The organism is Rhizorhabdus argentea (assembly GCF_037861105.1).
In the GTDB taxonomy this organism is placed as follows: Bacteria; Pseudomonadota; Alphaproteobacteria; order Sphingomonadales; family Sphingomonadaceae; genus Rhizorhabdus; species Rhizorhabdus argentea.
The window spans coordinates 224,379-248,555 of sequence record NZ_JBANFK010000003.1; the positions used below are offsets into that span (position 1 = coordinate 224,379).

Annotated in this window: 28 protein-coding genes and 1 tRNA gene; 21 read left to right on the plus strand and 8 right to left on the minus strand. The window is 63.6% G+C overall.

The features are described from left to right. Positions 1 to 34 precede the first annotated feature (34 nt). From AAC645_RS04045 to AAC645_RS04070, 6 genes are all read left to right on the plus strand, one after another. Entirely contained in the window at positions 35 to 1,270 is a 1,236-nt protein-coding gene (locus AAC645_RS04045; RefSeq protein ID WP_340314037.1) for a hypothetical protein, read from the plus strand. Continuing rightward, positions 1,267 to 2,337, plus strand: a complete 1,071-nt coding sequence (locus tag AAC645_RS04050; protein WP_340314038.1) for a type III polyketide synthase — start codon at positions 1,267 to 1,269, stop codon at positions 2,335 to 2,337. Before AAC645_RS04045 ends, AAC645_RS04050 begins: the two co-directional genes overlap by 4 nt. Before the next feature lie 176 nt (positions 2,338 to 2,513). Continuing rightward, a complete protein-coding gene (locus AAC645_RS04055) occupies positions 2,514 to 2,720 on the plus strand; it encodes a dodecin (protein ID WP_340314039.1) in 207 nt (68 codons plus the stop codon). A gap of 97 nt (positions 2,721 to 2,817) precedes the next feature. Then, positions 2,818 to 3,756: a glycosyltransferase family 2 protein gene (locus AAC645_RS04060; RefSeq protein ID WP_340314041.1), complete on the plus strand. Its 939-nt coding sequence runs from the start codon at positions 2,818 to 2,820 to the stop codon at positions 3,754 to 3,756. Positions 3,757 to 3,830: 74 nt separating this feature from the next. Then, a complete protein-coding gene (locus tag AAC645_RS04065) occupies positions 3,831 to 4,526 on the plus strand; it encodes a glycosyltransferase family A protein (RefSeq protein WP_340314042.1) in 696 nt (231 codons plus the stop codon). A gap of 109 nt (positions 4,527 to 4,635) precedes the next feature. Beyond that, a complete protein-coding gene (locus tag AAC645_RS04070; RefSeq protein WP_340314043.1) occupies positions 4,636 to 5,448 on the plus strand; it encodes a SirB1 family protein in 813 nt (270 codons plus the stop codon). A gap of 42 nt (positions 5,449 to 5,490) precedes the next feature. Here AAC645_RS04070 and AAC645_RS04075 read toward each other — a convergent pair whose 3' ends face one another. From AAC645_RS04075 to AAC645_RS04085, 3 genes are read right to left on the minus strand one after another with little or no spacing between them, the layout of a single operon-like run. Beyond that, positions 5,491 to 5,871, minus strand: coding sequence for a response regulator (locus AAC645_RS04075; protein WP_340314045.1), 381 nt, complete (start codon positions 5,869 to 5,871; stop codon positions 5,491 to 5,493). Continuing rightward, positions 5,868 to 8,324 carry a CHASE3 domain-containing protein gene (locus AAC645_RS04080; RefSeq protein WP_340314046.1) on the minus strand — a complete coding sequence of 819 codons (2,457 nt, stop codon included), beginning with the start codon at positions 8,322 to 8,324 and terminating at the stop codon, positions 5,868 to 5,870. The genes AAC645_RS04075 and AAC645_RS04080 overlap by 4 nt, the downstream gene beginning before the upstream one ends. A gap of 26 nt (positions 8,325 to 8,350) precedes the next feature. Further along, positions 8,351 to 8,977 (minus strand): response regulator transcription factor, encoded by a 627-nt coding sequence (locus AAC645_RS04085; RefSeq protein ID WP_340314047.1) that lies wholly within the window; start codon positions 8,975 to 8,977, stop codon positions 8,351 to 8,353. Between the two features lie 144 nt (positions 8,978 to 9,121). Between AAC645_RS04085 and AAC645_RS04090 the strand changes: the two genes are divergently transcribed. Together AAC645_RS04090 and purU are read left to right on the plus strand one after the other, a co-directional pair. After that, complete coding sequence (locus AAC645_RS04090) at positions 9,122 to 9,775, plus strand: response regulator (RefSeq protein ID WP_340314048.1); 654 nt, start codon at positions 9,122 to 9,124, stop codon at positions 9,773 to 9,775. Positions 9,776 to 9,848: 73 nt separating this feature from the next. Next, complete coding sequence (gene purU, locus AAC645_RS04095; RefSeq protein WP_340314049.1) at positions 9,849 to 10,703, plus strand: formyltetrahydrofolate deformylase; 855 nt, start codon at positions 9,849 to 9,851, stop codon at positions 10,701 to 10,703. Between the two features lie 22 nt (positions 10,704 to 10,725). Here purU and AAC645_RS04100 read toward each other — a convergent pair whose 3' ends face one another. After that, positions 10,726 to 11,229, minus strand: coding sequence for a hypothetical protein (locus AAC645_RS04100; RefSeq protein WP_340314050.1), 504 nt, complete (start codon positions 11,227 to 11,229; stop codon positions 10,726 to 10,728). 234 nt (positions 11,230 to 11,463) lie between these two features. Between AAC645_RS04100 and leuC the strand changes: the two genes are divergently transcribed. From leuC to AAC645_RS04155, 11 genes are all read left to right on the plus strand, one after another. Then, positions 11,464 to 12,903, plus strand: coding sequence for a 3-isopropylmalate dehydratase large subunit (leuC, locus tag AAC645_RS04105; protein ID WP_340314051.1), 1,440 nt, complete (start codon positions 11,464 to 11,466; stop codon positions 12,901 to 12,903). Then, a complete protein-coding gene (locus AAC645_RS04110; RefSeq protein WP_340314052.1) occupies positions 12,900 to 13,721 on the plus strand; it encodes an N-acyl homoserine lactonase family protein in 822 nt (273 codons plus the stop codon). Before leuC ends, AAC645_RS04110 begins: the two co-directional genes overlap by 4 nt. Continuing rightward, positions 13,721 to 14,299, plus strand: a complete 579-nt coding sequence (gene leuD, locus AAC645_RS04115; protein WP_340314158.1) for a 3-isopropylmalate dehydratase small subunit — start codon at positions 13,721 to 13,723, stop codon at positions 14,297 to 14,299. The genes AAC645_RS04110 and leuD overlap by 1 nt, the downstream gene beginning before the upstream one ends. Before the next feature lie 87 nt (positions 14,300 to 14,386). Next, entirely contained in the window at positions 14,387 to 14,710 is a 324-nt protein-coding gene (locus tag AAC645_RS04120) for a DUF1476 domain-containing protein (protein ID WP_340314053.1), read from the plus strand. 3 nt (positions 14,711 to 14,713) lie between these two features. Then, entirely contained in the window at positions 14,714 to 14,947 is a 234-nt protein-coding gene (locus tag AAC645_RS04125) for a BolA family transcriptional regulator (protein WP_340314054.1), read from the plus strand. Positions 14,948 to 14,956: 9 nt separating this feature from the next. Further along, entirely contained in the window at positions 14,957 to 15,286 is a 330-nt protein-coding gene (gene grxD / locus AAC645_RS04130; RefSeq protein ID WP_340314055.1) for a Grx4 family monothiol glutaredoxin, read from the plus strand. A 10-nt stretch (positions 15,287 to 15,296) separates the two neighbouring features. Then, the gene (locus tag AAC645_RS04135; protein WP_422785791.1) at positions 15,297 to 16,310 is read left to right on the plus strand and encodes a glycerophosphodiester phosphodiesterase; all 1,014 of its coding nucleotides are present in this window, start codon (positions 15,297 to 15,299) and stop codon (positions 16,308 to 16,310) included. Between the two features lie 64 nt (positions 16,311 to 16,374). Next, positions 16,375 to 17,244, plus strand: coding sequence for an MBL fold metallo-hydrolase (locus AAC645_RS04140; RefSeq protein WP_340314058.1), 870 nt, complete (start codon positions 16,375 to 16,377; stop codon positions 17,242 to 17,244). Between the two features lie 22 nt (positions 17,245 to 17,266). Continuing rightward, entirely contained in the window at positions 17,267 to 18,256 is a 990-nt protein-coding gene (gene nadA / locus AAC645_RS04145; RefSeq protein ID WP_340314059.1) for a quinolinate synthase NadA, read from the plus strand. Between the two features lie 115 nt (positions 18,257 to 18,371). Next, positions 18,372 to 19,220: a carboxylating nicotinate-nucleotide diphosphorylase gene (gene nadC, locus AAC645_RS04150; RefSeq protein ID WP_340314060.1), complete on the plus strand. Its 849-nt coding sequence runs from the start codon at positions 18,372 to 18,374 to the stop codon at positions 19,218 to 19,220. A gap of 54 nt (positions 19,221 to 19,274) precedes the next feature. Beyond that, a complete protein-coding gene (locus AAC645_RS04155; protein WP_340314061.1) occupies positions 19,275 to 19,976 on the plus strand; it encodes a ribonuclease T2 family protein in 702 nt (233 codons plus the stop codon). A gap of 30 nt (positions 19,977 to 20,006) precedes the next feature. On the opposite strand, the gene AAC645_RS04160 is transcribed toward AAC645_RS04155, so the two are convergent. Continuing rightward, a complete protein-coding gene (locus AAC645_RS04160; RefSeq protein WP_340314062.1) occupies positions 20,007 to 20,675 on the minus strand; it encodes an RlmE family RNA methyltransferase in 669 nt (222 codons plus the stop codon). After that, entirely contained in the window at positions 20,672 to 21,724 is a 1,053-nt protein-coding gene (locus AAC645_RS04165) for a Ppx/GppA phosphatase family protein (protein ID WP_422785792.1), read from the minus strand. Before AAC645_RS04165 ends, AAC645_RS04160 begins: the two co-directional genes overlap by 4 nt. A gap of 149 nt (positions 21,725 to 21,873) precedes the next feature. Between AAC645_RS04165 and AAC645_RS04170 the strand changes: the two genes are divergently transcribed. Both AAC645_RS04170 and AAC645_RS04175 read left to right on the plus strand, forming a co-directional pair. Continuing rightward, positions 21,874 to 21,947, plus strand: a tRNA-Gln gene (locus tag AAC645_RS04170). Positions 21,948 to 22,390: 443 nt separating this feature from the next. Beyond that, positions 22,391 to 22,726 (plus strand): response regulator, encoded by a 336-nt coding sequence (locus AAC645_RS04175; RefSeq protein ID WP_340314065.1) that lies wholly within the window; start codon positions 22,391 to 22,393, stop codon positions 22,724 to 22,726. 4 nt (positions 22,727 to 22,730) lie between these two features. Here AAC645_RS04175 and AAC645_RS04180 read toward each other — a convergent pair whose 3' ends face one another. Continuing rightward, positions 22,731 to 22,892: a hypothetical protein gene (locus AAC645_RS04180; RefSeq protein WP_340314067.1), complete on the minus strand. Its 162-nt coding sequence runs from the start codon at positions 22,890 to 22,892 to the stop codon at positions 22,731 to 22,733. 48 nt (positions 22,893 to 22,940) lie between these two features. Next, positions 22,941 to 24,017, minus strand: coding sequence for an acyltransferase family protein (locus AAC645_RS04185; protein WP_340314068.1), 1,077 nt, complete (start codon positions 24,015 to 24,017; stop codon positions 22,941 to 22,943). Positions 24,018 to 24,177: the final 160 nt, after the last annotated feature.

The following is a 24,177-nucleotide window of genomic DNA, read 5'->3' on the forward strand; positions in this document are numbered from 1 at the left end:
AAAGGCCTGTTCCTGCTTGGTCCGGTGCCGCGTCATGCCTCTCACCACCGCCAATCCGAGAGCGGACCGGCGCCTTCGATCGATCCGCCCCGCCGACGCCCTCTGCTGGGCGGCGCAGCTCTTCATCGGCGGGATGGCACTGTTTTTGTTCGCGCTGGCCATCGGCATGAACCGCCGATGGACCGACCATCATCTGCTTCCCGACATTCTCGTGCCGAGCAACTGGCTGGTAACGATCGTGCAGATCGAACGATTCATTCTAATCACTATCGCCATCGCATTGTTGCTGGCGGTTCACCGGATCAGGGCGCGGCGCGGCGCGGCCGTCTGGCGAGGGCTCGTCATCGGCATGGCTGTGCTGCTCGCTCTGCCGGCGAGCGAACTGTTCATGCAGCTCGCTTCAGGTCGGCGGGGCCAGGCATGGAATCCCACCGATAAACCGCTGCGCATGGCCGACCCGCTGATCGGCTGGACCTACATTCCTTCGCGCGGTGTGGCCGATAATGAATATGCATGGCGACCATCCTATTTCGTCGACAGCCATGGATATCGCGTTGCGGCCGATGGCGTTGCGCTTGATCTGGCGGCTCCCTCAGTCCTGTTCGTCGGGGAATCCATCATGTTCGGCAAAGGCCTGAACTGGCACGATACGGTCGCAGCGCATGTGCAGGCGCTCAGCGGCATCCAGAGCGCCAATCTGGCGGTCAATGCCTATTCCCTCAGTCAGGGATTTCTGCATCTGCAACGCGAATTGCCGAAATTCCGCCAGCCGGTGGCGATCGTCATTCTTTTTGCGCCGAGCCTGATGGTGCGCGATCTCGATCGGAACCGCCCCTGGATCGACAGCGGCGGGCGCTGGCATCGCGCGTCGCCGACCTGGGCGCTTGGCCATCTCGGCCGGGTGCTGTTCCCCTATCACAGCACCGCCGCAATTGCAGAGGCGGTGGCAAGCGACCGCCGCGTGTTGAAGGCGGAAGCGGCGATGGCGCGCGCGCGTGGTGCTGAGCCGCTCATCCTGGTTCCCGTTTTCCAACCGGAACAACGTCGCGAACGCGCCCTGCGGAGGATGGTGTTCGATGGTTTGGCGGTTCCTCATCTCGTTGTTCCGCTCGATCAGAGTTGGCGGCTTGTGCGGGACTCCCATCCTGACGCGCGCGGCGATGCGGTGATGGCGCGGGCGCTTTGGACAGGATTAGGAGAGCCGCGGATCCCCCATGATCCGGGCGATGCCGCGTCACGGCCTGAACTGCGGTCGAATGGAAGACGATGAAGGATAGAAGAGCCTGCATCAACGCCATTGGCTGTGCCGTGCCGGAACAGGATGTGCATCACGCCTTCATCGATTGGGCGGAACGCCAATTGAACGATGGCCGCGCGCGCAGCCTGTTTACGCGCATGGCCGGCCGAAGCGGCATCGACCACCGCTGGTCGGTCCTGCCTCCTGCCCCCGGAGGCGGATCGCCGGTTGATGCAGGGGGCTTCTATGCCGACGCCATGCCGCCGACATCCAGTCGCATGGCGCTGTACCGTCGCCTTGCCCCAGCGCTTTCCCTGCGCGCGATAGACGGCCTTCGGGTGAAGGCGTCGCTCGAGGGGATCAGTCATCTGGTGGTCGCAAGCTGCACGGGCTTCGTTGCGCCCGGCGTCGACCAGATCATCGCCAACGCGCTGGGCGTGGCGGAGGTGGAGCGGACGCTCATCGGTTTCATGGGGTGCTACGCCGCAGTCGCTGCGCTGCGCACCGCCCGCCACATCGTCCGGTCGGAGCCGAAGGCGCGAGTGCTGGTCGTCACTGTCGAGCTCTCCTCGCTGCATCTTCAGGCCGAGCAGCAACTCGAGCAATTGCTGATGATGTTGCAGTTTGGCGATGGAGCAGCGGCCGCGCTGGTCACCGCCGGAGGCGAAGGCTTCGACATCGACACGCCATTCGCGCTTAATCTGCCAGAGTCCGCCGAGTTGATCCGCTGGGAGATCGGCGACACAGGCTTTCTCATGCATCTGGCGGGTGAAGTGCCGGGCCGCATTCAGGCAGCATTGAAGGACTGCGGCACACGATGGCGAATCTGCGGCACAGCCGACCCGTCGACCATCGATAACTGGGCGGTTCATGCGGGCGGGCGATCGATACTGGACGCCGTGCAGCATGGGATGGAGCTGGATGTGGAGGCGCTTGCTCCATCGCGCAGCATACTCGCGCGCTATGGTAATATGTCGTCGGCAACGCTGATGTTCATTCTGGCGGAACTGCTCGAACAGCGGAGGCAAGGCACGGGAGTCGCGCTGGCTTTCGGTCCAGGGCTCGCCGCCGAAGGCTTCCGCTTCGCGCGGGTTCACTAATCGAGGATCGCGGACAACGGACAAGGCGGTACAGCAGACATGCTGGAGCGAACTGTTCCGAGGCTAGCTGCGGGAACTCCGCCGGTTTCGAGAGAATTTTGGGTTCAATTGAGCGACACGAGCTGGAACCGTTCTCTTCTCCTTGTCGTTGACCCGCGACATAACAGGAGAGCGATATGAACAACATTGCCAAGGTGATCGACCTTGTCGGCACCTCCGATGTCAGCATCGAAGATGCGATCAATGGTGCCATCGAGCGCGCAGCAGAGACGCTGGAGAATCTCCAGTGGTTCGAAGTCGTCGAGACGCGCGGCAGCATCGTCAATCAGAAGATCGAGCGCTATCAGGTCATCCTCAAGGTAGCCTTCGGCCTGAACGACTAGCCCGGCTCTCCGTCCTCCCGCAGCCATGAGCGCTTGACCGGATCGGATCGGCGGGTTGGCGGTTGTCCCTCATCGCGCGGTCAATCAAGGAGGGACTGTGCCGAGGATCATGCTCATCGCGACGATGCGGAACGAGGGGCCCTTTCTGATCGAGTGGGTAGCCTATCACCGGCTGATCGGCTTCACCGATATCCTCGTCTGCACCAACGACTGCGACGATGGATCTCCCGACCTGCTCGACGCGCTGCAGGAACAAGGTCTGCTCCACCATCTCCGCTGCTATCCGGCGCCCGATGAGCAGGCGCAGCTGTTCGCCTATCGCACGGCAGAAGCCGAGCTCGGTGGCCAGTGGGCTGACGTGCTCATGGTTCTCGACGCCGACGAGTTCCTGAACATCCATGTTGGCGATGGCGGCGTCATTGACCTTCTCGGTGCGGTTCCCGAGGCCACTTCGGTCCTCATCAACTGGCGAATATTTGGAAGCTCGGGTCATAGAAGCTGGTCTGCCGATCCGGTCACCCGCCGCTTTCTCCGTGCCGCGCCGCTCAGCCACGGCGTCAACCGCTCGTTCAAGACGCTGTTCACCCGCGCCGATGCCTATCACTGCCCGCTGCTGCCCCACGGGCCGGGCCATGCGAAGGCGGACCGGCTCGGGGAACTGCATGCCGTCGATGGCGCCGGCACGCCGCTTCCCTCTCGCTTCGCCTGCGCCGAAGAGTTTCTGCAGTCCGATCCCGATGCCGTCACCTGGTCGCTCGCCCAGGTGAACCATTATAACACGCGATCCTGGGAGGACTATCTCGCCAAGCATCATCGCGGCGGCGGGCTTGGTCCCGAGCGCTGGGATCGCGACTCAAACTGGGCGGCGTTCAATCGCAATGAAGAGCTCGATCTGACCATCCAGCGCCACCGGACCGCGCTCGACCACTCCGTTTCGGAGATCCTGTCGATACCGTCGGTGCAGCGGCGCTACGAAGATTGCCTCATATTCTACGGCGGGCATATCGCCCGCCTTGCGCAGGGGGTTGCCGCCTGAGCGAGCCCTTCATCTTCGGCATCCCGCTGATCGCGCGCGCAGTGGCTTCGGACTGGGCCACTGTCGATCGACTGTTGAGCCTCACCCTCCGATCGTTGCTGGCCCAATCGGACGGAGATTTTCGCGCGATCCTGGCGACACATGATATCCCGGATGCCTGGTCGGTAGTGGCTTCCGACCCGCGCTTCGAGATCGTCCGTGCCGCTTGGACGCCCGAGCCGCCCACCGCGACCAACGACGATGGTGGGCGCAAGAAGTGGCTGGTCAAGCAGGCGGTGCGGCGCTTGGGTGGCGGATTGCTCATGTTCCTCGACGCAGACGACTGGGTGGCGTGCGATCTGGTTGCCACTGCGCGTTCGGCTATGCGGCGGGAGCATGTCGGCGCGGTAGTCGGAGAAGGCTTCGCGCTCGACCACGCCAGCCGCCGCATCTTGCCGTTCCCGATCGATGGCGTGTTCGACGGCCCCTTTCACGGCCTGTGCGGCTCCAGCACTATCGGCAGGATCGTGGCCGCGAGCGACGAGCCATGTCGCCTCGACCCGCATTTGGTGCTCGGTTCCCATCATGAGTGGATCGAGCGCGCCGAAGCCGAGGGAATCCCGCTCGCGCGCCTGGCCACGAGCGGTGTCTATCTTGTGGGAACGGGCCAGAATCACTCGGAAGTGCAGGGGCCGTTCGCTTCCTGGCGGCGGGAAGTCACCCAGGCCGTCCGCCATCGGGGGCATAGGCTGACGCGTCAATTCGCCTATCGCTTCGGGCAAGACGGGTAAGTTCCTCCTTGTGGGAACGACGGACGCCGACGCGAGTTCGGCCTGCGTATGAGACACTGAGTGCAGCCAACGCCTGTCCATCCACTGCGCGGAAGGCTAATCCGAAGACATGATCGCCTCCATCGCCCATCTAGGCCTGCTCGACGACGAGGACATCCTGCTCGACATCGCTGCGCTCGAATTGAGTGCGCTCGACCATATCGGCGTCGATCTGGAGCCCTATGTAACGATGCTCGCTGCCATCGAGACGGACTTGCGCGATATCGCCGCACGCCAGAACAGCGCGAGAGGTGTCGAGCAGGCGGAGATCCTTGCCGGTGTACTCGGCGGGAGGCATGACCTTTGCGGCGACAGCCAGACCTACGATGCGCCGCTCAATGCAGACATGATTCGCGTGCTCGATCGCCGAAGAGGCCTGCCTGTCAGCTTGTCGATCCTCTACGTCGCGATGGCGCGGCGGCTTGGATGGAATGCGGACGCGCTGAACACGCCGGGCCATGTCCTGATCCGGATCGGTGCTCCGGAGGATTCGGTCGTCATCGATCCTTTTCATCGAGGCGCGACGGTGACGCCGGTTGCGCTGGCGAACATGATCCAGCGCATGCTCGGCCCGGAGGCGGGCGTGGATCAAACGCATCTCGCGCCGATGACGAACCGCGACGTACTGGTGCGGCTGCTGCTCAACCAGGCGACCCGCGCGGAGCGGGACGGCGACACCCGGCGGGCGCTCGTCATCTACCGGCGGATGGTAGAGGTAGCCCCATCGAACGGGCAGGGCTGGTGGGATCTTGCCCGGCTCCAGCTATCGAAGAGACGGATCGAGGACGCGCGCAGCAGCCTGAGCGCAATGCTTGAAATTACACGGGACAGCGACAGCCGTGCCCACATCTCGGCGGCGCTGGCGGCTCTTGCAGGGCGGTGAAGAGCGCATATGCCGGCGGGCTCGACCTGGCCGCAACGATGCTCAATGCGCGAGTGCGATCACCTGATCGGCGAGCCGGATGGGGTCGAACGGCTTCGTGATCACGCCCTTGGCCCCGAGCTTGATATATTCGGCGATGTCCTGCTGGCGAGCGCGGGCCGTCACGAAGATGACGGGCAGCTCTGCCGTATCGGGATCATTGCGCAACATGGCCAGGAAATCCGGGCCCGTCATCCCGGGCATCATCACATCGACCATTACCAGATTCGGACGCCAGTCGCCGCCTTGCAGCATCGCGATCGCCTGCTCGCCCGAGTCGGCGGTGCGCACCTCGATATCGGGCCTCAGCTTCAGCGACATCTCGACGATCAGGCGGATGTCAGGCTCGTCATCGACATAGAGGATGGAGAGTGCGTCCCTCATTCGGCGGCAGCCTGTCGATCGATCATGTCTAGCACCGTGGATGCGAGCCGGGGCAGAGCGCGGCGTGACTTGACGAGGACGGCATCCGCCAGCGATCGCGTCGCGGCATCCACCTCCTGCGCGGAATAGACGATGATCGAGAGCGCCGGATCGGTTTTCCTGATATCTTCGAGAAGCTCCCGGCCCGAACCGTCGGGCAGGCCGAGGTCGAGCACGATTGCGTGGGGACGGCGCGTATCGAGGATCGAGCGGGCAGCGGCGAGCGTTGAGGCGCCCAGCAGCGCACCGCGTCCGGCGAGTGCAGCCGAGAATAGTTCGCGGGTATCGTCGTCATCATCGACGTGGAGGATCACCGCCTTGCGCTCGCCCGAGCGACGAACGGCGCGCTGGATAAGCTGGATCAGGCGCGGCGGATCGAACGGCTTCTGCAGCCAGCCGACATAGGCCTCGGCGTCGATATCGTGCTGCGCCGGCATGCCGGAGATGATGATGACCGGCAAGCGCCGCGTGTCCTTGTCTGCGCTCAGCGCCCGCATCACGTCCATGCCGTCGGAATCGGCCAGCGTCAGGTCGAGCAGCACCGCGCTATAGGGTTGCGATCGCGCATGGGCGATGCCGTCCCGTACGGTGGTGACGAGATCGCTTGCATAGCCGTGGGCGCTCAGGATCGATTGTATCGTATAGCCGGCATCGGCGTCGTCCTCGCAGATCAGCAGCCGCGTGGAGCGGTCGCCATCGGCCACATGGGCGCTGTCGCGCGGCACGCTGAAGGCAAAGCGAGCGCCGCCTTCACTGCGGTTCTCGAAGGATATCTCGCCACCATGGCTGCGGACGATCTCACGCGATATGGCGAGTCCGAGGCCGGTGCCGGCGATCATCTGCTTGTCGGGACGCGACCCTTGCGCGAAGCGATTGAAGATATGTTTTGCAAAATCTGGATCGATGCCGGGGCCGCTGTCGGTCACCTGGACGATATGATCGTCGCAGCCCTCGATCAGTTCAAAGATCACAGTCGACCCCACGCCGGAGAATTTGATCGCGTTCGACAGGAGATTGCCTGCCACCTGCACAAGTCGGTCGGTATCGGCGCAAGCTTTCACCGGCTCATCGGGCATGCGAAGCTCGATCCGAATGTCGCGGCGCTCGGCCAGGCCCTGCATCGCCTGCACCGTCTTGGTCATCACCTCGCGAAGATCGATGACGGTATAGTCGAACGCCATCCGGCCTTTGCGAATCTGGTCGATGTCGAGGATATCGTTGATCAGGCGGATCAGCCGCTGGCTGTTGGTCTCGGCGATCTCGGCCAGCCGCTGCGCCTGCGCGGGCAATTCGCCGGCGGCGCCGCTGCGCAGCAGCCCGAGCGAACCGACGACGGAGGTCAGCGGCGTGCGCAGTTCGTGGCTGACGGTGGAGATGAAGTCGTCCTTGAGCCGGTCGATTTCCTTTCGGCTCGCGGCATCACGCAGCACCGCCACGATGTGGACGCCATCGGCAAGCTGCATCACGCCCAGGGTTATGTCAGCGGACACCAGCTCTCCCTGGCTGTCATGACCCGAAACGTCGATAAGCTCGGTACGCCGCAAGACACCCTTGTCGAAGCCGATCCGATCGAGGAAGGGGCCCTCGCCAGGGGCAAGGTCCACCAGGACGGATATGTCGCGGCTCAGCAGCTCTGCGGCGCGATAGCCGAACATCCGCTCTGCCGCAGGATTCATCTTCTCGATGCTGCCGCTCGGATTGATGATGATGATCGCATCGGTGGCACTTTCGAAGATCGCGCGCCGGCGGGTGGCCGCCTCTGCGTTCTGGAGCGACAGGACATGATGGAGCCGCATGCCCCGGCCAATCAGAAGGCCGAGGATCGCTGCTATCAGCGCGACTGCGGCGATACTCGCCCACAATATTAGGCGATTGCGGGCCGCGCGGCTCTTTTCGTGCTGTTGCAGAGCAGCCAGTTGCCGGCTTCCGCGTTGCTCCATTCCTGCGACCACGCTGCGGATCGAATCCATCAGCCGCTTGCCCGCACCTTCCCGCAATCGTGCGGCTGCCCGCTCCAGTCCGGCACGGTCGCGCACATCGATCAGCAGTTGCATCTCGCGGAACTTGGCGTCAACCAGGGGTCTCAGGCGCCGTAGGTCGGCTGCGTCCGCGCCTTGGGCCGGCGTCAGGCGTGCAACCCGGGTCCATTGTCCCTTCAGATTGCGGCGCGCTCGCTCGTAAGGCTCACGAAATGCCGGATCACCGCTGATCAAATAGCCGCGCTGCCCGCTTTCTCCATCTTTGAGCAACGAAAACAGCAGTTCAACTTCGTGCCGATATTCGAACGACTGCTGGGTCGCGCGGGTGGCTTGCTCGCCGCGCCGGATTTCGCCCCCCAGCCACAGCGCAACGGCCGCGAGCAACATCGGTCCCAGCGCGGCGAGCACGGCAATCTGCCCCCAGCTGGGCCGCACCTGCGGTCGCTTTGGCCTTGCCACGATCACGAAGGCTGTAGCAGGGGGCGCATCAAAAGGATCGCCTGGGTGCGGTTGTTCACGCCCAGTTTCCGGAAGATGGCGGACAGGTGGGCTTTGATGGTGGCTTCGGAGATGCCGAGGTCGGCAGCGATCTGCTTGTTGAGATCTCCACCGGCCAGGGCGAGCAGCACACGCCGCTGCGCGACCGACAAGCTGTCGAGCCGCTTGCGGAGCATGTCCACATGCTCGTCCGGGCCCGGCGAGGAAGGGAATATCCTGCCACCGTTGAGGATCAGATCGATCCCGGCGATGGTTGCTTCGAGCGGTTGCCGCTTCGAGAGGAAGCCGGCCGCTCCAACAGCTTGCGCGGTCGACACCATCTGCGCGCCGTCATGCGCCGAGAGGATCGCGATCGGCGTTCTGCCGAGCAGATGCTGGAGCTGGAAGAAGCCGCCGAACCCATTCGAATCGGGCAGTTCATAGTCGAGTAGCAGCAGGCGGTAATCGGAATGTTGCGCGATGATCGCAACGGCTTCCGCGATCGAACCCGCGCCATCGAAGGAAAGGTCCGGATGCCGTGCACGCAGCGCAAGTTGAACCGCTTCCTGGATCAGCGGATGATCATCCGCAATCAAGATTCTCCCGATCATTCTTCCGACACCCCCGGTGATCCTCACCCCGGAACTTTCCGGGCTTCCTTCTTGCCTCTTCCATTTTGCAATGCGCGGAGGAGTTAATAATTAACGATCTGTGTTAATGCTCCTTCTACTATTGTCTTAGGCCGGCGGTACAGCATGCAAAACTACAGTATTCTCCTGATCGACGAATCGGCTGCCCATCAGCGAATAATCGCCGCCGTCATCGCATCCCAAGGCAAGGTGGACCGCGCCTCGACACAGGGAGCTGCGATCGAAGCTGTGCGGGCGCGGCGATACGACATGATCCTGCTCGACGAGCGGACTGTCAGCGATGACGAGCCGCCCGTGGCGGAACTTCGCGCGGCGGCCGGATGCGAGCCGCGCGTGCCGATCATCGCGTTCACCCGCGATCGCTTGCCCGATCTTCCCCCCGTCCTTGCCCGGAGAGGTTTTGATGGAGCCCTGTGCCGGGACTTTCGGGTGGCCGAACTTGCTGGCCTCGTCGGGCACTGGCTCGGTCCCGAGCGCATTGCTTCGGTCCCGCCGCAGGCCGGACTGGCCGGGCTAATTGGCGCGCACGAGGCAGAAGCGATGATCGCACGGCTGTACGCCGGGCTGTCCGAAGCCGTGGGGATGATCGACGCCGGCGCCGAAGCTCGTATCTATGGCCACAGCCTAGGCGGGCTCGCCGGCTCACTGGGTTTGCCCGTGCTTAGCGCTGCATGGCTCACGCTTCAGGAGGGGGATTATGCGGCCTGGCCCACCGTTCGCACGCTGACGATGGAGGCGCTTGCCGGGCAACGGCAATAGCATGCCGCTTGACGGTGCCGGTGCACGCGGCCAAGCGGCTCCGCGCGGCGAAGGGGCTGCAAAGGGAGCTGGTGTGGCCGAGACCTATATCCTGACGCTATCTTGCGTCGACCATCCCGGCATCGTTGCCGCGGTATCGACGTCGCTGGCTCGGCACGGTGCGAACATCCTGGAAGCGCAGCAATTCGACGATCTGCTCACCGGCCGCTTCTTCATGCGGGTCGAGTTCGCGCTTGTCGGAGGGGCGACGATCGCACAGCTCGAGGCGGGCTTCGCGCCCGTCGCGGCCGATCACGGCCTCGATCATCGCTTCCGCGCTTCGGCGGCGCGCAAAAGGGTGCTGCTGCTGGCCAGCAAATTCGACCACTGTCTCGCCGATCTGCTCTATCGTTGGAAGATCGGCGAACTGGCGATGGAGCCGGTCGGGATCATCGCCAATCATCCGCGCGAAACCTATGCGCATCTCGACTTCGGCGATGTCCCATTTCACTTCCTTCCGGTGGGCAGGGCCGACAAGCCGGCGCAGGAGGCACGAATCAAGGCGATCGCGGTCGAGAGCCGCGCCGAACTGGTGGTGCTCGCCCGCTATATGCAGATATTGTCCGATGACCTGGCGCGCTTCCTGAGCGGCCGCTGCATCAATATCCACCATAGCTTCCTGCCCGGCTTCAAGGGCGCGAAACCCTACCACCAGGCCCATGCCCGCGGGGTGAAGCTGATCGGCGCGACCGCGCATTTCGTGACGACGGATCTGGACGAGGGTCCGATCATCGAGCAGGATACCGAACATGTGAGTCATCGCGACACCCCGGACGATCTTGTCCGGAAAGGTCGCGACATCGAACGCCGCGTGCTTGCCAGCGCGGTGCGTGCAGTCCTGGAGGATCGCGTGCTGATGAACGGCACGACGACGGTCGTGTTCAGCTAAAACCGAAGCCGAAGACGCAGGCTCAACAATATGGCGTCCCGCTTGGCGGGGGCGCGCTGATCACGAGGCGGCGGCTGCCCCAGTAGTTGGTATCGATCGCGATCCTGAGCGGCGAAGGCGGATGCCAGAACCGCTCGGCGTCGGGCGTGAGGCAGGACTGCCACCCGGCCTTTGTCAGCGGCGGGACCAGGTCGAGCACTGCGCCCTGATCCTTGGCATGCCACAGCGTCACATGATCGAAACGGGCGGGCGCTCCTTCTGGCGCGGCATCGAGGTCGATCGCGGCAGAGAGCGGACCGACGCCCATCAGGGCGACTCCCTCCTTCCGGCAGCGCAGGCCACGGGTGCCGTCGATGCAGTTGCCGAAGCCGGCCGCTAGCGCGGTCGCGAGGTTGCCGGACAGTGGAAGGCCTTCGAACATAGCGGCCGGAACGATGGCGGGTTCGGCCGGAGCTTGCGACGGACGATCGCCGCAGCCGCCTGCGACCAGCGCCATCAGCGGCCAGAGGATCGCGAATCTGCTCATCGCCGCCAAATCCCATCGGGAAGCCTGTTCGACAGGGCCGGCCGATTCGATAGACGATCGCCCCGCATCACGCCAGCGATACGCTTCATTACAGGATCGTATACCTGAATGGGTCTGCCCGGCGCGCTTGCGCGCGTCCGGCAGCGGTGCGCCGGCGGGAGGCGATAGTCCAACTTCCATCGGCCATCGCCTCTCTGCTTTGACATTGTCACCGCGATGGCTAGATCGGCGCCCATGTCTAGCAAGCCCCGCACCCTTTACGAGAAGATCTGGGACGCGCACGTCGTGGAGCGTCGCGACGACGGCACCTGCCTGATCTATATCGACCGCCACCTCGTCCATGAGGTCACCAGCCCGCAGGCCTTCGAGGCGCTGCGCGTCGCAGGCCGCAAGCTGCGTCGGCCCGATCTTACCCTTGCGGTGCCGGATCATAATCTGCCGACCACGCCGCGCGTCGATGCGGCCGGGCAGCGGCTGCCCATCGCCGATATCGAGTCGGCAGGGCAGCTTGCTGCGCTCGAGCGCAATGTCGCCGATTTCGCCGTGCCCTATATCGACGCGGTCGCGCCCGAGCAGGGCATCGTCCACGTCGTCGGTCCCGAACAGGGCTTCTCGCTGCCTGGAACCACGATCGTCTGCGGCGACAGCCACACCGCAGCGCATGGAGGGCTCGGCGCGCTGGCCTTCGGCATCGGCACGTCCGAGATCGAGCATGTCATGGCGACGCAGACGCTGCTGCTCGCCCGGTCCCGGTCGATGGAAGTTCGCGTTGAGGGCGTTCTGGGCCGGGGCGTCACCCCGAAGGACGTGATTCTCCACATAACCGGCACGATTGGTGCGGCCGGGGGGACCGGCCATGTCATCGAATATACCGGCAATGTCTTTCGCGAGATGTCGATCGAGGGGCGGATCACCGTCTGCAACATGGCGATCGAGGGCGGCGCGCGCGCCGGCCTGATCGCACCCGACGACGTCACCTTCGCCTATCTCAAGGATCGCCCGATGGCACCAAAGGGAGCGGATTGGGACAAGGCGGTTGCCTGGTGGCGCAGCCTCGCCACCGATCCGGGCGCGACATATGACAAGACGGTGGTGATCGACGCCGCCGATATCGCTCCCTGCCTGACCTGGGGCACGAGCCCCGAGGACGTCGTGGCTATCACCGGCGTCGTGCCCGACCCGGCCAGCTTCGCCGATCCGTCCAAACAGGTCGCGGCGCAGAAGTCGCTCGATTATATGGGGCTGACGCCGGGAACGCGGATGGAGGACGTGCCGGTCGAGCATATCTTCATCGGCAGCTGCACCAACAGCCGGATCGAGGATCTGCGGGCCGCAGCCTCGGTGTTGCGCGGCCGGCACGTCGCGGCGAATATTCGCCAGGCACTGGTCGTGCCGGGCTCCGGCCTGGTCAAGCGCCAGGCGGAGGCGGAGGGGCTGGATCGGATATTCCTCGACGCGGGCTTCGAATGGCGCGAGCCGGGCTGTTCGATGTGCCTGGCGATGAATCCCGACAAGGTGCCACCAGGCGAACGTTGTGCGTCCACGTCCAACCGTAACTTCGTCGGCCGGCAGGGCCCGGGATCGCGCACGCACCTCGTCTCGCCCGCGATGGCAGCCGCGGCCGCAGTGGCCGGCCATCTCGCAGATGTTCGCGCGCTGGAGCCGGTCGAATGAAGCGGCTGCTGATGGCTGTGCTGCTGATCGCGGGTGCCGCAGAGGCGGGCAAGGTCCCCGGGACCGTCGACAAGCTGTGGCGGCTCGACTGCGGGATGGCGCACGTCAACCAGCTCAACGCCTTTTCGGACAGCAATGCCTATCCCGGCCAGCATCGCGATCTGGTCGTGAGCTGCTATCTGATCAAGGACGGCGACGCGTACATGCTTTGGGACACCGGCTTGCCGGCCAGCACGCGTAACAAGCCGAACGATTCGTCGCAGCCAATAAGCCCGACCCTGACCAGGACTATCGTCGAGCAGCTTGCGGAACTCGGCCTGAAGCCGGAGCAGATCGGGTTGATCGGGATCAGCCATTACCATTCCGATCATACCGGGCAGGCGGCGGATTTCCCCAAGGCCAAGCTGGTGATCGGTGCAGGCGATCTCGCCATCGCGCGCGCCAAGGACGATGTCGGTAAGCCGCTGGCGCCCTGGCTCGGAGAGGGCGCCAAGGTCGAAGGCGTCGAGGGCGACAAGGACCTGTTCGGCGACGGCAGCGTGATCATGGTCGGCCTGCCCGGGCATACGCCCGGCCATCATGGGCTGCTGGTCAAGCTACCGAAGACCGGTGCCGTGCTATTGTCCGGCGATGTCGCGCATTTCCGCGAGAATCTCGACAGCAATGGCGTGCCGCCGTTCAACACCGACCGCACGGCGTCGATCGCGGCGATGGCGCGTTTCCGCACGATGGCCAAGGAATTGAACGCGGTGGCGATCATCCAGCATGATCCGCGGGACGTTGCCAAGCTGCCAGCCTTTCCGCAGGGAGCCGAATGATGAAGCCGATCTGCGAAATCGAGGGCCGGGCCTTTCCGCTTGGCCTTAAAAACTGCGACACGGACGTGATCATTCCGGCGCATTATCTCAAGACGATCACCCGCCAGGGCCTCGGCCGCGGCGCGTTCGAAACGATTCGCGCGCAGCCCGGCAACATCTTCGACGATCCCGAATATGCGGGCGCGAACATCCTGATCGCGGGCGATAATTTCGGCTGTGGATCGAGCCGCGAACATGCCGCCTGGGCGCTGAACGACATGGGCGTCGATGCGGTCATCGCACCGAGCTTCTCGGACATCTTCTCCAGCAACGCCTTCAAGAACGGCATACTCACCGTCGTGTTGCCGCAGGCCGCGGTCGATCGCCTGATCGAGGTTGCCAAGACCCATCCGATCAGCGTCGACCTCGAGCATCAGACGGTGACGACACCGTTCCAGGACCGCTTCACCTTCGAGATCGACCCGTTCCGTAAGCATTGCCTGCTTAACGGCCTCGATGAGGTGGGTATGACCCTGGCGCGGGATGTGGCGATCTCCGCCTTCGAGACGCAGATGACTGCCGACCGCCCTTGGCTCTAGCATAGCGGCTTCGCAAGGATTTGCGCAGTTGCACGCGGGTCGCGCCATGCCTATCTGAATTCGAACCATCGGTGAGCAGGGGACGTGATGACAACCTTCGATGACCGCGAGCAGGCTTTCGAGAGCAAATTCGCCCACGACCAGGAAATGGCGTTCCGCATCACCGCGCGGCGCAACCGGCTGCTCGGCCATTGGGCGGCAGGGTTGATGCAGCTCACCGCCGAGGAAACCGACAGCTACGCCAAGTCGGTGGTCCAGGCGGATTTCGAGGAAGCGGGTGACGAGGACGTCATTCGCAAGCTGCTTGGCGACATCACCTCGGCTGGCGTGGATATCGACGATGCGCGAATCCGCGCCGCGCTCGAGAACAAGACTGTGGAAGCGCGCCGCCAGCTGATGGAAGGCAAATAGACGATGGCGATGGCTGCGGGCGAGATCGAGGCGATGATCAAGGCGGCACTGCCCGATGCGCTGGTGGAGATCACCGATCTTGCTGGCGACGGCGATCACTATGCGGCGCGCGTGGTGAGCGAGAGTTTTCGCGGCTTGCCGCGCGTGCGGCAACACCAGCGTGTCTATGAAGCTTTGGGCGGCCGGATGGGCGGGGTGCTCCACGCGCTTCAGCTCAGCACGGCTATCCCCGACTAGGAGTATATCATGAGTGACGACGTTCAGGCCCGTATCGCGACGGCAGTCAATTCGGCCGACATTCTCCTGTTCATGAAGGGCACCCCGCTCTTCCCGCAATGCGGCTTCTCCAGCCGGGCGATTGCGATCCTCGAGCATCTCGGCGTCGAATATGCGACGATCGACGTGCTGCAGGATCAGGGCATCCGCCAGGGCATCAAGGAATATTCCGACTGGCCGACGATCCCGCAGCTCTATGTGAAGGGGGAATTCGTTGGTGGCTCGGACATCATGATGGAGATGTACGAAGCCGGCGAACTCGCCGATCTGCTCGAGGAAAAGGGCATCGCCCACGCCTGAGCCGATGCCGATGGCTTCGGTCGGCTCTGTCCGGCCGATCGTCATAGCTCATCGTGGCGCTTCGGGTCTGCGGCCGGAGCATACGCTCGCGGCTTACCGCCTCGCTATCGCGCAGGGCGCCGATTACATCGAGCCCGATCTGGTGGTGACGAAGGACGACGTCCTCGTTATCCGCCATGAAAACGAGATTTCTACGACGACGAATGTCGCCGATCATCCGGAGTTCGCCAACAGGCGGATGAGCAAGGCGATCGATGGTGATCTCGTCACGGGCTGGTTCACCGAGGATTTTACCCTCGCCGAACTGAAGACGCTGCGGACTCGGGAGAGATTGCCGCAGTTGCGCCCCGCCAACAGCGGGTGGGCCGACGAGCCGATCGCGACGTTGGACGAGGTGCTGGCGCTGGTCCATGCCGCGAAGCGTCCGGTCGGCATTTATCCCGAGACCAAGCATCCGACTTACTTCGCTTCGATCGGCAAGCCGATGGAGCGGCCGCTGTTGGAAGTGCTGGCGAGGGCAGGGTTCGCCAGGGCGAGTGACCCCGTGTTCATCCAGTCTTTCGAGGTGAGCAACCTCAAGGCTTTGCGGAGGGTGACGAAGCTGCGCCTCGTCCAGCTGATCGATGCTGAAAAGCCCCCTTACGACCAGGTCGAGGCCCACAGCGGCCTAACGGTCGCTGCGATGACCACACCGGCCGGCCTGAAGGTCATCGCCGCCTATGCCGATGCGATCGGCCCCGCAAAGCTGCTGATCGAACCTCGCGATGCGGCCGGCCAGGCGCTGGCGCCGACTACCCTCGTCGCCGACGCCCATGCCGCTGGTCTGCTCGTCCATCCCTGGACCTTCCGCAGCGAGAACATCTTTCTCGCCGCGGGCGACCGGCATGGGCAGGACCAGAGCGCGCGCGGTGATGCGGCCGCTGAATATCGGCGCTTCCTTGGCTATGGCGTCGATGGCCTGTTCAGCGATTTCCCGGCGGAAGCCGTGGCGGCGCGGGCGGCCGAACAGGCGCTGCGCGCCTGACGGGGCGGAGGAATTGAATGGAGCCGTCGAGCGTCCCCTTCACATTGGCGGCGGGCGGTGCCACATGGCGGGCATGAGCGAACAGGTCGCCGGCATTGCCCAGACGCAGCACCCCCTGGTGCGCCGCCTTCTCGCGGCCAATCCGGGGCCGTTTACCTATACCGGTACGCAGACCTATCTGGTCGGCACGCGCGACGTCGCCGTGATCGATCCGGGGCCGGATCTGCCTGGCCAGGTCGATGCGATCATGGCGGCGATCGATGGAGCGCCGGTCCGTGCGATCGTCTGCACCCACACCCACCGCGATCACAGCCCGGCCGCGGCGGAGTTGAAGGCGCGCACTGGGGCGCCGATCATCGGCTGTGCGCCGGTGATTATCGACGACAGCGGCCCGCGTGCCGATGCCCCTTTCGATCACAGCTATGTTCCCGATGATGCACTGGGGGACGGTGCGCTGATCCAAGGCGAGGGCTGGACGCTGGAAGCCCTGCACACGCCCGGGCACACATCCAACCATGTCTGCTATGCGCTGCGCGAGGCGAAGGCGCTGTTCAGCGGCGATCATGTGATGGGCTGGTCGACCACCGTGGTCTCGCCGCCGGACGGCAATATGGCGCGTTACCTTGAAAGCCTCGAACGGCTGATGAGCCGCGGACAGGACGAAATCTATTACTCCGCGCATGGCGATCCGATCGACCGGCCGCACCGCTTCGTGCGCGGGCTGATCGGCCATCGCAAGCAGCGCGAGGGTCAGATCATGCGGCTGCTTGCCAAGCAGGTGCTTGGAGTGCCGGACATGGTGAAGGAAATGTATGCCGGTGTCGATGTGCGCCTGCACGCAGCCGCAGGCCTGTCGGTGCTCGCGCATCTGATCGATCTGGAGATGCGTGGCCTCGTCCGCCGCGAGGATACAATATGGAGCCTGGCGGCCTGAGCCGCCCCTGGAGAAGCATGCTATGAACGCCCCCGTGACAAGCCTCGCCGGCCTCGACCTGCGCGCCGAGATCGATCGGCTGCGCAAGGAGCGCAAGGCCGTCATTCTCGCCCATTATTACCAGACGCCCGAGATCCAGGACCTGGCCGATTTCGTCGGCGACAGCCTCGATCTGTCGCGCAAGGCCGCGGCGACTGATGCGGAGGTCATCGCCTTCTGCGGCGTGCGCTTCATGGCCGAGGTCGCCAAGATCCTGTCGCCGGAAAAAACCGTGATCCTGCCGGACATGGACGCCGGCTGTAGCCTCGAGGACAGCTGCCCACCGGAGGAGTTCGCGCGCTTCCGCGCCGCGCATCCCGATCATCTGGCGCTGACCTACATCAACTGCTCGGCGGCAGTGAAGGCGCACAGCGACATCATCGTCACGTCGTCCTCGGCGGAGACGATCCTGTCGCAGCTGCCGGCCGACCAGAAGATCATCTTCGCCCCCGATCGCCACCTCGGCGGCTATTTCGCGCGAAAAACCGGTCGCGACATGCTGCTGTGGGAAGGTAGCTGCATCGTCCATGAGGCTTTCTCCGAAACCGAACTGCTCAAGCTGAAGGCGCAGCATCCGGGCGCTCCGGTCGCAGCGCATCCGGAATGCCCGGTACACATCCTCGACCATGCCGATTATGTGGGTTCGACCCGCGGCATCCTCGACTATGTGCTGAACAAGGATGCCGACACCTTCATCGTCGCAACCGAGCCGCACATCATCCACCAGATGGAGAAGGCGGCGCCGCATAAGCGTTTCATCGGCGCGCCTGGCGCCGACGGCAACTGCAACTGCAACATGTGCCCCTATATGGCGCTGAACACGCTCGAGAAGCTCTATCTGGCGCTGCGCGATCTCACGCCGCGGATCGAGGTCGATGAGCCCACGCGGATCGCTGCGAAGCGTTCGCTTGACCGGATGCTGGAAATGACCGGCGGGTTGTCCGGGCCGGACGTGGGGCGGCCGAAGCTCTGACCACCGTCATGCCAGCGGAGGCTGGCATCCATGACTTTGGCCTTCACAGGGCGGCATCTGGATTGGCGAGAGACATAGACCCAGCCTTCGCTGGGGTGACGCCAAGGGATAAAACATGACCTTCAGCCTCCCCGATTTCAGCCTCGACGACTTCGTCCGCGCCACGCTTGCCGAGGACATGGGGAAGGGCGGCGACGTCACCTCCGCAGCGACCATCCCCGCGGACGCGTTGTTCGAGGGCGAGATGGCGAGCCGCGACGCGATCAGCGTCGCCGGATTGCCGCTGGCCGAGGCGTTCTTCCGGGCGCTCGATCCGGAGGTCGCGATCGAGACGCTGGTGCAGGACGGCGCGCGCGTGCCGAAGGGCGGCGTGTTGATGCGGTTGCGGGGCAAGGCGCGGGCCCTGCTCACCGCCGAACGCTCGGCGCTCAACACGGTCCAGCATCTGTCGGGCGTCGCCACGCTGACCGGCAGCTATGTCGACGCGATCCGCGGCACCGGAGCCACACTGCTCGATACCCGCAAGACCATTCCCGGGCTGCGTGTACTGGAGAAATATGCGGTGAGGATGGGCGGCGGCACCAACCACCGGATGCGGCTCGACGATGCCGCGATGATCAAGGACAACCATGTCGCCGTCGCCGGCGATATCGGTGAAGCGGTGCGTCGGGCTGTCGCGGCGGGGATCGCTCGCATCATCGTCGAGGTGGACCGCGTCGACCAGATCGAGCCTGCGCTGGCCGCAGGTGCGACCCACCTGCTGCTTGACAATATGGACCCGCCAACCTTGCGCGGCGCAGTGACGCTGGTCGGTGGACGGGTGCCGACGGAGGCGTCCGGCGGCGTTCGGCTCGACACGATCAAGGCCATCGCTCAGACCGGCGTGACCTATATCTCGGTCGGTCGGTTGACCCAATCGGCACCGGCGGCGGACATCGGGCTGGATTTTCGCCCCGCCCGTTGAGCCGCCTGCGGCGGTCGGGGTGACGCCTCATCGAGGAGGCTCTAGGCTCACCCCATGAGATTCGCACTCCTCCCCGCGCTGGCGGCGCTGCTGGTGGCACCTGCTTGCGGGAAGCAGGTGCCGTCCTGCACTGTCCCCGCCGATCTTCCGCGCCCGATGCTGGAGGGGCCGACCATCGATCAGCCCCGGCGGGTGCTGCCGATCGTCGGCTATACGCTGGCGCTCAGCTGGTCCCCGCAATATTGCGCGAGCCGGTCGACAAGCCCGCAGGACCGTATCCAGTGCGGTGGCACGGTCGGCCACTTCGGCTTCACGCTTCATGGTCTGTGGCCTGACGGCAAAGGTGTGCAATGGCCGCAATATTGCCGGGCGACCCGTCTGGTGTCCGAGAAGCTGATCCGGGAGAGTCTGTGCAGCACACCATCGCCGCAGTTGATCCAGCATGAGTGGGAGAAGCACGGCACCTGCATGGTGAAGACTCCGGCCGAATATTTCGACAGGAGCGGCGCACTGTATCGCGCCCTGTCGTTCCCCGACATGGCCGAGCTGCACGGCAGGACGATGACAGTCGCCGATTTCCAGAAGAGCTTCGCCGAGGCCAACGAGGGCATGCGCGCCGATCAGATGCGCTTGGGCGTTACCAAGGATGGTTGGCTCGAAGAGGTGCGGATCTGCCTTAACAAGCGCTTCGCGCGGCGGAGTTGCCCGGCGGGGCAGGACGGCGCGGCTCCGCAGAGCATCGTCAGGATCAGGTGATATCATTCCGGCTTCCCTTCGGGAGCGGAACTACGAAGGATTGCCCTTGAACCCCTGCGCGATCACATACCATTCGGACGAGTCCTTGCGGCTCGCCGGCGGCTTGGCGTGCTTCACCGTCGTGAACAGCCGCTTGAGCTCTGCGACCAGATTGTTGTCGGCACCGCCGGCCAGCACCTTGGCGACATAGCAGCCGCCGGGCCGCAGCACCTCGCTGGCAAATAGACAGCCGGCCTCGACCAGCGCCATCGTGCGCAGATGATCGGTCTGGGGATGGCCGACGGTGTTGGCGGCCATGTCCGACAGGACGATGTCGGCGGGGCCGCCGAGCGCCTCGGCAAGCTTGGCCGGGGCGTCTTCGTCCATGAAGTCCATCTGAAGGATGGTCGCGCCTTCGATCGGATCGGTTTCGAGCAGATCGATGCCGACGATGACAGCTTGGGGACAGAGTTTTCGCACGACCTGCGTCCAGCCGCCTGGCGCGATGCCTAGGTCGATCACCCGCTTGGCGCCGCGAAGGAAGCGGAAGCGCTCGTCGAGTTCGATCAGTTTGTAGGCCGCGCGCGAACGATAGCCCTCGGCCTTGGCACGGCGGACATAGGGATCGTTCAGCTGGCGCGAGAGCCAACTGATCGAGCTCGCGCTGCGGCCCTTCGCGGTCTTGACCCGCTGCCGTCCACCGGTGCCGCCGCGGCTCATTGAGCGATCCTTGCCTTGTCGCGCGCCATCAGCGAGCGAAGAATACCTTCGCGGATGCCGCGGTCGGCGACCCCTAGGCGCTGGGAAGGCCAGATGTCGAGAATCGCGTCGAGGATTGCGCAGCCAGCGACCACCAGGTCTGCGCGCTCCTGACCAATGCAGGGCAGTTCGGCGCGCTCGGCAACGGTCATGCCGGCCAGGCGCGCGCTGATCTCGCGCATCGCCGGCACGGGAACGATCAGCCCATCAATCTGCCGCCGGTCGTAGCTGGGCAGGTCGAGATGGACGCTGGCCAGTGTGGTTACGGTTCCGCTGGTGCCGAGCAGACGCCCCGGATTTGCGCCGGGTACCAGCTTAGCGGCGAAGTCGGCAAAGCTTTGGGCGACGCGGGCGCGCATCCGCGCATAGCTGGCCAGCAGGCCGTTGCGGTCCTCGCCGACATGCGGCTCGGTCTCCGACAGCGACACCACGCCCCATGGCGCTGAGAACCAGTCGATCACCCGCGGCGGGCTGTTGTCGGCATCGATCAGGATCAATTCGGTAGAGCCACCGCCGATGTCGAACACCAGCGCGCTTCCTTCGCCCGGCTCGAGAAGCGCATGGCAGCCCAGTACCGCCAGGCGCGCCTCCTGCTCGGGGGTGATGATCTCGAGCGCGATGCCGGTTTCGCGATAGACGCGCTGAACGAACTCGCGGCCATTGGTGGCGCGGCGGCAGGCTTCGGTGGCGACCGAGCGGACTAGCGACACGCGCCTGCGGCGCAGCTTGTCGGCGCAGACGGACAGTGCGCTCACCGCCCGGTCCATCGCCGCATCGGATAGTTTTCCAGTCGCAGCGAGACCCTCGCCGAGGCGGACGATTCGAGAGAAGGCATCGACGACTACGAAACCTTCGGCGGCCGGCCGTGCGATCAGCAATCGGCAGTTATTGGTGCCGAGATCCAGCGCGGCATAGCTGTGCCGCGGCATGGGAGGGTTCGATGGGGATTGCGCCCGTCGCCCCCCGTCGCGCGGCGGACGCGGCGCGGCCGGATTGGGGCCGTGCGTCATGATCTTCGGTCTCACCTTATCACCATGCAGCGGAAATCCGCATGGAACTTGGGACAAAGAGTAATGGCTGGCGCGATGAACGGCAAGGGCGGCTTCCCAGAGCCGTTGACACGCCCGGCAGCCCTCCTTATGTCGCCCGCTCTGCTTGTTGCCCCGTCGTCTAAAGGTAAGACTACGGACTCTGACTCCGTTAATTGAGGTTCGAATCCTCACGGGGCATCCAGGCACCCTTGAAAATAGAGATCAGGCCGCTGCGATGCGGTGCGCCTCGCCGTCGTCGTCCGCCGACAACGCGGCCGACAGCCGGATCGTAGTGTCGGAAGCGCGAACCCGGTTGCTGCTGCCCGAAAGCCGAATTGATCAATCGAAACGCCGGGTGAGAGCTCCGAGAATGGTTCACCTTTATATCCAAATCGGATGAAGTTGCGCAAAAGCCAAAACAATTGTTAACTTCTATGAGCAATGTGTTCTGTTCACACCGAGATAATAGAGTCATAATGGTCGGATAAATGCACGTCCTTATCACATAAGGAGAGGGGATTCCTGTTATCTGGTGATCGGCTATCAGGTCGTCGATCGGCGAGATGTGCGTAGGAGGTGAATATGTACCACTGTCCCGCGGGTGTGGCTTACCAGATTGCGTTTCCGGGCCGCAGCATACTTATCATGGAGGACGACTATCTGCAGGCGTCGGAGCTCGCGGATTTGGTTCGCGGTGAGCAAGGTTGCCCGATAGGCCCGGCAGCATCTCTCGACGAAGGGCTGGAGATCATCCGCCGCGCCGCGCGGATCGATTGCGCTATCATGGACATCAACCTCCGCGGTCAGCTGGTTTATCCCCTGGTTGAGAGGCTGCGGCGGCGATCTACGCCCATTATCTTCGTCAGCGGATACGACCGGTCAGCAATTCCGGCACGTTTTGCTGACATTTCGCTGTGTCAAAAGCCCGTTAAGATGCAGGAGCTCCGTGAACTTTTGCGACGCGTGCTTCTGCAATCTTAGGCCATTAGCTGAGATCGAAACCCCGGAACTCCGTGGTATAGCCACCGCCGGAATCGAGTTCGAAGCTCGTTGATGAGTGCGACAGATAGGTGCCGGAAGTCAGATCCTGGAGGTCCAACTCATCGATGTGAAACGCGTAATCGCCTGCGAAGACAATCTGAACCATTTCAACTTCCTATAACGGAGACGCTGACCACCTCGCCATGCGCATCGGTCACCTTATAGGAACCAGGCGGACGCCCTGGGTCCTGTTGCTGGTCAGCCATCGGCGCAAGGGCATGTCATATAGCCGCAAGGCGAGCATCGAGCAGAACACTGCGATCAAAATACCTGCGGATGGAAGAATATAGTGCGACAGCGCATCTGCTTCGAGGGAGTGCGGCACATGTTTCATCATGCGCAGGATGGGTTGATGCAGCAGGTAGAAGGGATAGCTGATCTCGCCGAGAAACACATAAAGGGCCAGGAATCGCGTCGGCTTCGACGTCGAACCCAATATTATCAAGATCGGGAATAACATCACGATACACACAAGATCATAAGATGCGTTCATGTGATAAGGCCAGACGAGAAGGATGGTCAGAACGGCCAGGATGGCAACTGCGCTAACCCGCCATCTCAGGCTATAGAGTTGGAGGCTGTATATCGCGACACCCGCAATGAATGGATAGCCAACGCGTGCGAAGCCGGCCAGAAAAGATGCTGGGTCGTCATAGCCGACATGCTGCAGACCGTCGAAGACAAGCGCTATAAGCACCAGCGCCACAAGGCTGAAGATCAGCGAGAGATGCAACAGGACCTTTCTTCGCAGCTTAGTCGTAACCCCGTAGACGATGTTTGCGACAACTTCGAAAAAGAGCGACCAAACAGGGTTGTTTGGGGGATAGGCCTGGACGCCGATGAGAAGCCCGCCGGGAAGCAGCAGGGTGGTCAGCACGCCGAGAAAGAGCGTTTCGCTGACGATGGGCAGCCTCAGCGGATCTCCGCCGATCATCACCATCGTGCCGAGGCCTGCTCCAAGGATGATTAGTGGCCAGAGGCGGATCATGCGCCGCACAACAAAGTCGGCGATGCTCATGCCGCTCAGCAGCCTACTCTGATAGGCATAGGCAACAACAAAGCCGCTAAGGCAGAAAAAGAAGTCTACTGCGAGGTAGGCGTGGCCGAAAGTTGGCTGATCCAGGATCAACTGTCCGGCATGAAGGCAACCGATCATGAGGGCTGCCACGCCCCTCATTGCGTCCAGCACCAGGAAATGTTGACCGCCTTCCGTGGCGGTGGCGTTCGTCATCGATCAGTGCCGACTGATCGGCTGAGAAGGAGCAGCATTCGTTTCACCTTGAGCCGGCGTTTGGCGCGTTATGCATATGATTATGCATATTATGCAAGATAAAGACCGAAATGTGGTATGTCGACATAAGCAAAGGGAGTATTGAAGGGAAGTCATTTCG

What these genes read in the sequence shown, in the direction of transcription:
- AAC645_RS04045 (WP_340314037.1), top strand. Translation starts at nt 35, where the DNA reads ATGCCTCTCACCACCGCCAATCCGAGAGCGGACCGGCGCCTTCGATCG.
- AAC645_RS04050 (WP_340314038.1), top strand. Translation starts at nt 1,267, where the DNA reads ATGAAGGATAGAAGAGCCTGCATCAACGCCATTGGCTGTGCCGTGCCG.
- AAC645_RS04055 (WP_340314039.1), top strand. Translation starts at nt 2,514, where the DNA reads ATGAACAACATTGCCAAGGTGATCGACCTTGTCGGCACCTCCGATGTC.
- AAC645_RS04070 (WP_340314043.1), top strand. Translation starts at nt 4,636, where the DNA reads ATGATCGCCTCCATCGCCCATCTAGGCCTGCTCGACGACGAGGACATC.
- AAC645_RS04075 (WP_340314045.1), bottom strand. Translation starts at nt 5,871, where the DNA reads ATGAGGGACGCACTCTCCATCCTCTATGTCGATGACGAGCCTGACATC.
- AAC645_RS04085 (WP_340314047.1), bottom strand. Translation starts at nt 8,977, where the DNA reads ATGATCGGGAGAATCTTGATTGCGGATGATCATCCGCTGATCCAGGAA.
- AAC645_RS04090 (WP_340314048.1), top strand. Translation starts at nt 9,122, where the DNA reads ATGCAAAACTACAGTATTCTCCTGATCGACGAATCGGCTGCCCATCAG.
- AAC645_RS04100 (WP_340314050.1), bottom strand. Translation starts at nt 11,229, where the DNA reads ATGAGCAGATTCGCGATCCTCTGGCCGCTGATGGCGCTGGTCGCAGGC.
- leuC (WP_340314051.1), top strand. Translation starts at nt 11,464, where the DNA reads ATGTCTAGCAAGCCCCGCACCCTTTACGAGAAGATCTGGGACGCGCAC.
- AAC645_RS04110 (WP_340314052.1), top strand. Translation starts at nt 12,900, where the DNA reads ATGAAGCGGCTGCTGATGGCTGTGCTGCTGATCGCGGGTGCCGCAGAG.
- leuD (WP_340314158.1), top strand. Translation starts at nt 13,721, where the DNA reads ATGAAGCCGATCTGCGAAATCGAGGGCCGGGCCTTTCCGCTTGGCCTT.
- AAC645_RS04120 (WP_340314053.1), top strand. Translation starts at nt 14,387, where the DNA reads ATGACAACCTTCGATGACCGCGAGCAGGCTTTCGAGAGCAAATTCGCC.
- AAC645_RS04125 (WP_340314054.1), top strand. Translation starts at nt 14,714, where the DNA reads ATGGCGATGGCTGCGGGCGAGATCGAGGCGATGATCAAGGCGGCACTG.
- grxD (WP_340314055.1), top strand. Translation starts at nt 14,957, where the DNA reads ATGAGTGACGACGTTCAGGCCCGTATCGCGACGGCAGTCAATTCGGCC.
- AAC645_RS04135 (WP_422785791.1), top strand. Translation starts at nt 15,297, where the DNA reads ATGGCTTCGGTCGGCTCTGTCCGGCCGATCGTCATAGCTCATCGTGGC.
- AAC645_RS04140 (WP_340314058.1), top strand. Translation starts at nt 16,375, where the DNA reads ATGGCGGGCATGAGCGAACAGGTCGCCGGCATTGCCCAGACGCAGCAC.
- nadA (WP_340314059.1), top strand. Translation starts at nt 17,267, where the DNA reads ATGAACGCCCCCGTGACAAGCCTCGCCGGCCTCGACCTGCGCGCCGAG.
- nadC (WP_340314060.1), top strand. Translation starts at nt 18,372, where the DNA reads ATGACCTTCAGCCTCCCCGATTTCAGCCTCGACGACTTCGTCCGCGCC.
- AAC645_RS04155 (WP_340314061.1), top strand. Translation starts at nt 19,275, where the DNA reads ATGAGATTCGCACTCCTCCCCGCGCTGGCGGCGCTGCTGGTGGCACCT.
- AAC645_RS04160 (WP_340314062.1), bottom strand. Translation starts at nt 20,675, where the DNA reads ATGAGCCGCGGCGGCACCGGTGGACGGCAGCGGGTCAAGACCGCGAAG.
- AAC645_RS04165 (WP_422785792.1), bottom strand. Translation starts at nt 21,724, where the DNA reads ATGACGCACGGCCCCAATCCGGCCGCGCCGCGTCCGCCGCGCGACGGG.
- AAC645_RS04175 (WP_340314065.1), top strand. Translation starts at nt 22,391, where the DNA reads ATGGAGGACGACTATCTGCAGGCGTCGGAGCTCGCGGATTTGGTTCGC.
- AAC645_RS04180 (WP_340314067.1), bottom strand. Translation starts at nt 22,892, where the DNA reads ATGGTTCAGATTGTCTTCGCAGGCGATTACGCGTTTCACATCGATGAG.
- AAC645_RS04185 (WP_340314068.1), bottom strand. Translation starts at nt 24,017, where the DNA reads ATGACGAACGCCACCGCCACGGAAGGCGGTCAACATTTCCTGGTGCTG.